The sequence below is a fragment of the Chrysiogenia bacterium genome (genome assembly GCA_020434085.1).
Lineage (GTDB): Bacteria > JAGRBM01 > JAGRBM01 > JAGRBM01 > JAGRBM01 > JAGRBM01.
In genome coordinates this window covers 1-7771 of record JAGRBM010000103.1, presented here as the reverse complement: position 1 = coordinate 7771, position 7771 = coordinate 1, and the positions used below count along the sequence as shown (strand labels likewise).

Annotated in this window: 7 protein-coding genes; 6 read left to right on the top strand and 1 reads right to left on the bottom strand. The window is 62.1% G+C overall.

Features of this window, described 5'->3' with window-relative positions:
* Positions 1-155 precede the first annotated feature (155 nt).
* Positions 156-698 carry a hypothetical protein gene (locus KDH09_03520; protein MCB0218740.1) on the top strand — a complete coding sequence of 181 codons (543 nt, stop codon included), beginning with the start codon at positions 156-158 and terminating at the stop codon, positions 696-698.
* Between the two features lie 61 nt (positions 699-759).
* Here the strand turns inward: KDH09_03520 and KDH09_03515 are convergent, their stop codons facing one another.
* A complete protein-coding gene (locus KDH09_03515) occupies positions 760-2553 on the bottom strand; it encodes a long-chain fatty acid--CoA ligase (protein ID MCB0218739.1) in 1794 nt (597 codons plus the stop codon).
* Positions 2554-2697: 144 nt separating this feature from the next.
* Between KDH09_03515 and KDH09_03510 the strand changes: the two genes are divergently transcribed.
* The 5 genes from KDH09_03510 to KDH09_03490 all read left to right on the top strand — a co-directional run.
* Complete coding sequence (locus KDH09_03510; GenBank protein MCB0218738.1) at positions 2698-3285, top strand: DUF1232 domain-containing protein; 588 nt, start codon at positions 2698-2700, stop codon at positions 3283-3285.
* Between the two features lie 250 nt (positions 3286-3535).
* The gene (gene ccrA, locus KDH09_03505; GenBank protein ID MCB0218737.1) at positions 3536-4735 is read left to right on the top strand and encodes a crotonyl-CoA carboxylase/reductase; all 1200 of its coding nucleotides are present in this window, start codon (positions 3536-3538) and stop codon (positions 4733-4735) included.
* A gap of 50 nt (positions 4736-4785) precedes the next feature.
* Positions 4786-5682, top strand: a complete 897-nt coding sequence (locus KDH09_03500) for a 3-hydroxyacyl-CoA dehydrogenase family protein (protein ID MCB0218736.1) — start codon at positions 4786-4788, stop codon at positions 5680-5682.
* Positions 5683-5799: 117 nt separating this feature from the next.
* Positions 5800-7089: a hypothetical protein gene (locus tag KDH09_03495; protein MCB0218735.1), complete on the top strand. Its 1290-nt coding sequence runs from the start codon at positions 5800-5802 to the stop codon at positions 7087-7089.
* Between the two features lie 62 nt (positions 7090-7151).
* Positions 7152-7771: hypothetical protein (locus tag KDH09_03490; GenBank protein ID MCB0218734.1), on the top strand; the 620-nt coding region annotated here is incomplete at its 3' end.

Below are 7771 nucleotides of genomic sequence, written 5' to 3'. Positions count from 1 at the left end.
TTTTTCGGGCCGGCGCGGCGTCTCATTTTGGGCAATTGCGGCGGGTGGGCGTTCGGGGCATCATTGCCGGGGACGGTAACCCAGCGGCTACTCTATCAAGCTGCTCAACCTGCTCGAGCAGAAGGGGTTGGACGCGGTGGCGTAAGAGGGGATCAGTGTCAGTGCAAGCATCTCCGCCTCTGATCAAGTCTGCAACAGCCGCCTTCTTGATCGGTTTCATGGCGTTATCGCTATGTTGCTGCGACCCGGGGAAACTGGTGATACTGACTGGGTTTCAGGTTGGGCCAGGCGTGCAGTTGTCAGAGGCCGAGTCCAGCAAGAGCTTTCAGATCGATGTCACGCCAGGAAGGTTTGACTCAAATTTCACGCACCTGATCGTTGAGATCGAACTCGATGGCGGTGAAGTCGGAGCTGTCGGCGAAGCGAGTTGGCCTGGCAACGAAGGCAGCTCGGTCGAGCTTGGTTACCAAGGTGTTCCGATAACACACGAGATCAGTGCGGCATGTGATGAAGGGTCGTTCCCGGAACCGAAACCGGAATCGCGAACTTGCAGCGTGATTCTTGATGTCGACTTGCTTGATGGCAGTGCGCTCAGCGGCTCAATTTCAGTCAAAGCCACTCTCGCGTATTACTCGGGCGTGGGCGATGTCGAGATAAGAGAGGACGCACTTGATATCGAACTGACTGAGCTTCCATGAACTGTTTGCGGAAGGCCGGAACTATGACCATCCCCTAACCGCGAACGCTTGCCCACACCCCTTACCCATAAAACCCGTCCAGCACGGACCGGTACTTCTCCTCCACCTGCTTGCGTTTGACCTTCATGGTAGGGGTGAGCATTTCGTTTTCGACCGTGAAGTCTTCGGGGAGGATTTCCCATTTCTTGATGGACTCGTAGCGGGCGAGGTCGGCGTTGCAGGCCTCGACGTGTTTGGCCACGTGGTCGTGGGCCTGTTTGCTGGTGGGGACGTCTTCGGGCTTGAGGCCGTGTTTCTGTGCGAAGGCGGCGGATTCGTCGGGGTCTAAAGTGATGAGCGCGCTCAGGAAGTTGCGCTTGTCGCCGTGGACGAGCACCTGGCTGATGAGCGGGTCGCCCTTCAGCAGGTTCTCGATGTTCGAGGGGGCGACGTTCTTTCCGCCGGCGGTGATGATGAGGTTCTTCTTGCGGTCGGTGATGCGCAGGAAACCGCCGTCGTCGAACTCGCCGATGTCGCCGGTGTGGAGCCAGCCCTCGGCGTCGATGGTCTCTTTGGTCGCGTCCTCGTTCTTGAAGTAACCCATGAACACGTGCTTGCCGCGGGTGAGGATCTCGCCGTCACCGGCGATGACCACCTCGACGTCGGGAATGATCGGGCCCACCGTGCCGAGCTTCCAGCTCTCGGGGCGGTTGCCGGTGATCAGACCCGTGGACTCGGTCATGCCGTAGACCTCGTAGGTGATCATGCCGCAGGCCTGGAAAAATTCGAGGATGTCGAGGGCGATGGGCGCGGCCCCCGAGATGAAGAACTTCACCCGGCCGCCGAAGAGCTTGCGGATCTTTGAGAGCACGAGCTTGTCGGCCACCGCGCGCTTGAGCTTGAGCATGAACGGCACGCTCTTACCTTCACCTTCGAGGCGCGCGGCCTCCACGCCCGTGCGGATCGCCCACTGGGCCATCTTGCGCTTGCCCTCGGGCGCTTCTTCGAGGCCCGACTGCACCTTGGCGTAGACTTTTTCAAAGATGCGCGGCACCGAACCGAATACCGTCGGCCTGGCGACGGCCACGTCGTCGATGACGGTCTCCAGGCTGCGGGCGAAGTAGCCGCCAAAGCCGATCTCGATGCGCGCGTAGTTGCCGACCACGTGCTCGGCCACGTGTGCCATGGGAAGGAACGCGAAGGACACGTCGTTTTCATCGGCGTCCATGGTTTGGCTCAGCGTCTCCATCATGAAGACGATATTCGAGTGGCTGAGCATCGCGCCCTTGGGCGGGCCGGTCGTGCCGGAGGTGTAGATGATGAGCGCGCACTGGTTGGGGTCGAGCTCCTTGACGCTCTTTCGCCAGTGCCCGGTGTCGAGTTTCAGCGCGGTCTCGCCCTTGGCCATCACGTCGGCATAGAGAAGGATGCGGTCGTCCTGCGCGGTCTCGACATCATCCCAGGAGATGATGCGCTTTACCTTGGGCAGCTTGCTCTGAATCTCAAGGACGGTGTCGAGATACTTCTGTCCCTGCACGATGAGCGTCGTCGCGTCCGAGTGGTCGATGACGTACTCGGCCTGGCTGGGAGTGAGCGTCTGGTAGACGCCGATCACCGTGGCGCCGATGCCGAGCGCTCCGAGGTCGCAGCTCACCCACTCGGGCACGGTGTCGGCCATGATGGCCACGCTCTCACCGCTGCCATGCCCCACGGCCTGCAGCCCGGCGCCAAAGCGCGCGGACTCGTTCTCCAGATCCTTCCAGGTTCGCTGGATCCACTTGCCGTCCTGCATGTGCCAGTAGGCCGGGTGATTGGGGGTCTTTTCTACCCGCGCAAGAAAACGCGCGGGCACGGTCTGGCCGGTCAGTCTCGACATGGTTCCCTCCCTACAAAGAGCCACAAAAAGCCGCAACGGGTTGTTGGTGCAGGGACCATGCTACCGAGATTCGGGCCACTCCGCCAGCGACTTTGCCTTCGGGCCTAAGCCCCCGGTACACTTGGAAAATTCCCGGAGGCGGACATGGCCAAGGATTCCGAAAAGCGCGCGCGGGTGATCGACGCGGGCGACGCGCAAGGTCTCGGCGACTTCTATCAGCGCTGGCGCGAGCGCGTGCGCGACTGGGCCGATGCCCGCCCGCTGGCACGCCAGCTCGTGGAGGCGGGCCTTGCCGCGCCCGATCTCTCGCACCTGCTGGTGCGTCTGGTCGGCGATCCGCGCATTCCGCTTCTTCAGAAAGCCAAGCTCGGCGTGGCGCTGGCCTACGTCGCCTCGCCCATCGACCTCCTGCCCGACTACCTGCTCGGACCCATCGGAATTTTGGACGACATCGCCGTGGTTGCCTGGGCCCTGCAGGGGCTGCTGCGCGAGGAACACTGGAGCATCGTCGTCGAGCACTGGGCCGGCGACGAGCGCGTGCTCGTGCTGCTGCGGCGGGCCATCGATTTCCTGGCCAACAACACCGGCGGTCGCGGGGTCAAGGTGATCAAGGGCGTCGTCGGGAAGGCCGAGGACGCCCTCTCTGGCCGCGAATCGGGCCCGGTTCCCACCCGCAAGGCCATCACCGTTCTGCCCGGCGGAGGCCGCGACGGCGGTGAGAGCGGCGACTGATTCATCAGTCGGGCAGGGGCCCGCGCACTGACTCCCCAGTCACCTTCAGAATTTCTCCAAATCCCGCTCAAATGCCTCCCTGCGGTGCGCTCGCGGGGTTGACAAAGTGCGCCATTCAAGAAACTGTAGGGCCGCCCAACGGTGAACGCTGATTCATTCAGCGTATTGATTCACCCCGGGATTGAGGCCGCCCTCACCACCCGCGCGGGCCCCGCATCAAAACGACAAGTTCAGGCTGAAGGAGAAGCACATGATCGAGCTCGGTACGGTTCCGTCCGCCATCGGCGAAGTCCCCGCCAAGATGAAGGCAGTCGTCATTCGTCAGGGCAAGTTTGGCGAGCCCAAAGACGCCATGAATATCGAAGAGATTGAAGTCCCCGAGATCGGCGCCAACGATGTCCTCGTTCTGGTCATGGCTGCCGGCGTGAACTTCAACTGCGTGTGGGCTGCCCAGGGCAAGCCCGTCGACATCATGCGCTACACCGGATACGACTTCCACATCGGTGGTTCGGATGCTTCGGGCATCGTGTGGAAGGTCGGCTCGGAAGTGACTCGCTGGAAAGTCGGCGATGAAGTCATCCTTCACTGCAACCAGAGCTGCGGCGAGTGCCCGGCCTGCAACGGCCAGGACCCGATGGCCTGCGAGAACCAGAAGATCTGGGGATACGAGACCAACTGGGGCAGCTTCGCCCAGTTCACCAAGGTGCAGAGCCAGCAGCTTCTGCCCAAGCCCAAGCACCTGACCTGGGAAGAGGCCGCCAGCTACGGCCTGACCTACTTCACCGCCTACCGCATGCTCTTTACCCGCGCGAAGATCCAGCCGGGGGAGAACGTCCTCATCTGGGGTGCCGCGGGCGGCCTCGGCGCCTTCGCCGTGCAGCTCTGCAAGCTTGCCGGCGCCAACGCCATCGGCGTCGTCTCCAGCGAAGAGAAGAAGCAGATGGTGATTGACCTTGGAGCCGTGGGCGCGATCAACCGCAAGGACTTCCAGTTCCCCAAGGGCATCCCCTCCACTCCCGAAGAGAAGAAAGAAGAATCCAAGATGATGCGCGCCTTCGGCGGCGCCATCCGTGAATTCACCGGCGGCAAGGACGTCGACGTGGTCTTCGAGCACGTCGGCCAGCAGACCTTCTCGACGAGCGTTTTCGTCGTCAAGAAGATGGGCCGGGTCGTCATCTGCGGCGCCACCAGCGGCTTCGAGCTCAACTTCGACGTGCGCTACCTGTGGATGCGCCAGAAGGAAATCCTCGGCAGCCACTTCGCCAACGCCTATGAGTGCAACCTGGCCAACGAGTTGATTGTCCAGAAGAAGATCAACCCCACGCTGGACGAGACCTTCAGCTTCGACGAGACGGCGAAGGCTCACCAGCTCATGTTCGAGAACAAGCACAAGGGCAAGATGGCAATCCTGGTTCAGGCCGCTGAGGCCGGACTCGGCAAGACCGCTTAAACAACAACGAAACCACACTGGGGATCGAGACTCAGCAAGGAGCTTGAATCATGGCAATTAAGAAGGTTGGAGTAGTAGGACTCGGAGCAATGGGCCTGGGCGTCGTTCAGGTCGCAGGACAGGCCGGTTTTGAGGTCGTCGCCGTCAAGGCAACGCCCGGCTCGACGGACAAGGCTTCTGGCAAGCTGGACAAGGGCCTCGGGAAGCTGGTCGCCAAGGAGAAGATCTCCGAGGACGACAAGAACGGCATCATGGGCCGCATCAACTTCACCGACAAACTCGACGCCCTCAAGGACTGCGACCTGATCATCGAGTCCATCATCGAGGACCTCGACACCAAGATCGATCTGTTCAAGAAGCTCGAAGGCATCGTCTCCAAGGACTGCATCCTGGCCAGCAACACCTCGACGCTCTCCATCACCGCCATGATGGCCGTGTGTGAGACCCGCGCCCGCGTGGCCGGCCTGCACTTCTTCAACCCGGCGCCGGTGATGAAGCTCGTCGAAGTCGTTCACGCCTTCGAGACCTCGTCCGGCGTCATCGCCGAGCTCGTGGAGTTCTGCAAGGCCTGCAAGAAGGACCCGGTCGTCGTTCAGGACACCACGGGCTTTATCGTCAACCGCCTTCTCACGCCCTACATGCTCAGCGCCATTCGCCTGCTCGAGCAGGGCACCGGCACCATCGCAGGCATCGACAAGGCCATGAAGCTCGGCGCCGCCCACCCGATGGGCCCCTTCGAGCTGGCCGACTACATCGGCCTCGATGTGGTGATCGCCATGTCGCAGAACATCTACGCCGATGCGCGCACCGAGACGAACTCGCCGCCGCACACCCTGACCCGTCTGGTGCAGCTCGGTTATCTGGGCCGCAAGACCGGCAAGGGCTTTTACGACTACTCGGGCGAGGCGCCGGTGCAGAACCCGGACCTCAAGCACCCGGTGGCCTAAGTCGCAGGTTCAACAAAGAACCGGCGAAACGCAGGATGACCCAACCGCGGTCCCGGAACCCCTCCGGGGCCGCATGGTTTTCGACCAATCTGTCACGTTGAAAGAGAGGATGCCGTCATGAGCGACGCAGCCGAAAGCAAGATCGAGATCAACTACTCCGAGTACGAGGGAATCATCGCCGCCGCCAACAAGAAGCGCGAAGCCCTGCTCAAGACCCGCAATGCCAACCAGGTGGAGATGCCGATTCGCTACCTGCGTCAGCTCGCGCACTTCACCACGCCCGCCTCGAACTTCAACATGGTCTCGAAGGCCGTCGCCGGCATGAGCAGCGTTGAGCGCCTGCTGGAGAAGCTGGGGATCAGCTTCGAGGACATCGCCCAGACGATCGACCAGCCCGTCGACGCAGTGAAGGCTCCGCTCAACGGTTACCTCGGTTCGCCGCTCGTCATGGTGGACGGTGAGGACGCCCAGGCGCTCACCCCCGAAGTGCTCGAGGTCGGCCGCCAGAGCGCAATCCGCGCTTTCACCGAGCTCGACTGGCAGCAAACGCTGGCCTTCTACCGTCCCTCGGGCCTCCTGCTGGAATACAGCGCAACGGACCTCACGACCGTCATGCTCGAGACCGCCAAGCGCGTAGGTGACAAGGACTTCCCCATCGACGGCATCATCTGGCCGAAGGTCGAGCACCCCGACGAGATGGCGTGGGTGTGCGAGCTGCTGGGCAACCTGGAGAAGGAAATCGGCCTCAAGGAAAATACCATTCGCCTGGAGTTCCTCATCGAGTCGGGCTGGGCCGTAGCCAACATGCCCGATCTGGCCAAGGCCGCGCGCAACCGTCTGGCCGGTCTCATCTGGGGCATCGCCGACTACAGCGCCGATACCAACCTGCCGACCATCGAGAACAACAACCCCCTTTGCGACCACGTTCGCATGGAGATCGTCAACCTCTGCGGCGGCCTGAACGTGCCGGCCATCGACAATATGACGCTCAACTACCCCGTGAAGGGCAAGGACCTGAGCGACGCCGACAACAAGATCAAGATTCTCGGCGCCCTCAAGGAGGTCTACGACGACTCCCTGCACGGCATCAACATCGGCATGAGCGGCAAGTGGGTCGGCCACCCCCTCCAGCTCTTCATGGTGATGATCGCCTACGGCAACGCCGTCGGCGCGCACACCATCGAGAAAGAGCTCAAGGAAGTCGAAGAATACGAGGAGGCCAAGAAGGCCGGCCTCGGCGCGGCAATGATCGGCGGCCAGATGGCCGACCGCGCCACCGACCGCCACGTGCGCAACCGCCTGCGCAAGGCCATTGCGCTGGGCATGCTCGACGCGCAGAAGGGTCTCGACCTGGGCCTCATTTCCCAGACGGAATTCAACGACCTCAAGTCGGGCCACAACCACTAAGTCACTTTCCCAAATCCCGCCCGGTCTCATGTGGGGCCGGGCGGGCCCGAGGAGTCCGCACCATGTCCGAAGTGTTCGACGCCGGACGGGCCCAGGAGCTCGTCACCCAACTCGAGAATCTCTATCAGAAGGCCCGCGCCGCGGTGAAGACCAGGGTCTGCGAAGGCGACAAGGTCAGCGCAAAGCTCGTCGAAGAGCACCAGATGGCCGCCCATGCCGTCGCCGCTATGGCGACCGAGGTCGAAGCCGCCCGTCAGATGGCCGCCTATGGCGAGTCCCAGAACGGCGAGCTCGAACAGCGACTGGCCACTGCTTACCTCGCCCAGGTTGCGCACCACTTCCTCACGGACATCACGCTCAGCCAGGCCGAGAAGATCTCGGTCAAGGAGATCGGCCTCACGAGCGCGGAGCTCCACGAGTTCGCGGGCAACGAGGCGGTAAAAGCCTATCTGGCCGCCGGCGCGCGCACCGAGGACTACAAGAAAATCGTCGATCTCATTCGCGAAAAGGACGGCAAGGCCGGCGCCTTCGCGATCAATGATGAGACCCTGGAAATGATCCAGGATCAGTTCGCGAAATTCTCGAACGACAAGGTCATCCCGCTGGCTCCCGAGGTTCACGACCAGGACAAGCTCATCCCCATCGAGATCATCAACGAGATGGCAGAGCTGGGCGTGTTCGG

Coding starts and splice junctions, on each gene's coding strand:
- KDH09_03515 (MCB0218739.1), bottom strand. CDS start 2,553: ATGTCGAGACTGACCGGCCAGACCGTGCCCGCGCGTTTTCTTGCGCGG.
- KDH09_03500 (MCB0218736.1), top strand. CDS start 4,786: ATGGCAATTAAGAAGGTTGGAGTAGTAGGACTCGGAGCAATGGGCCTG.
- KDH09_03495 (MCB0218735.1), top strand. CDS start 5,800: ATGAGCGACGCAGCCGAAAGCAAGATCGAGATCAACTACTCCGAGTAC.
- KDH09_03510 (MCB0218738.1), top strand. CDS start 2,698: ATGGCCAAGGATTCCGAAAAGCGCGCGCGGGTGATCGACGCGGGCGAC.
- ccrA (MCB0218737.1), top strand. CDS start 3,536: ATGATCGAGCTCGGTACGGTTCCGTCCGCCATCGGCGAAGTCCCCGCC.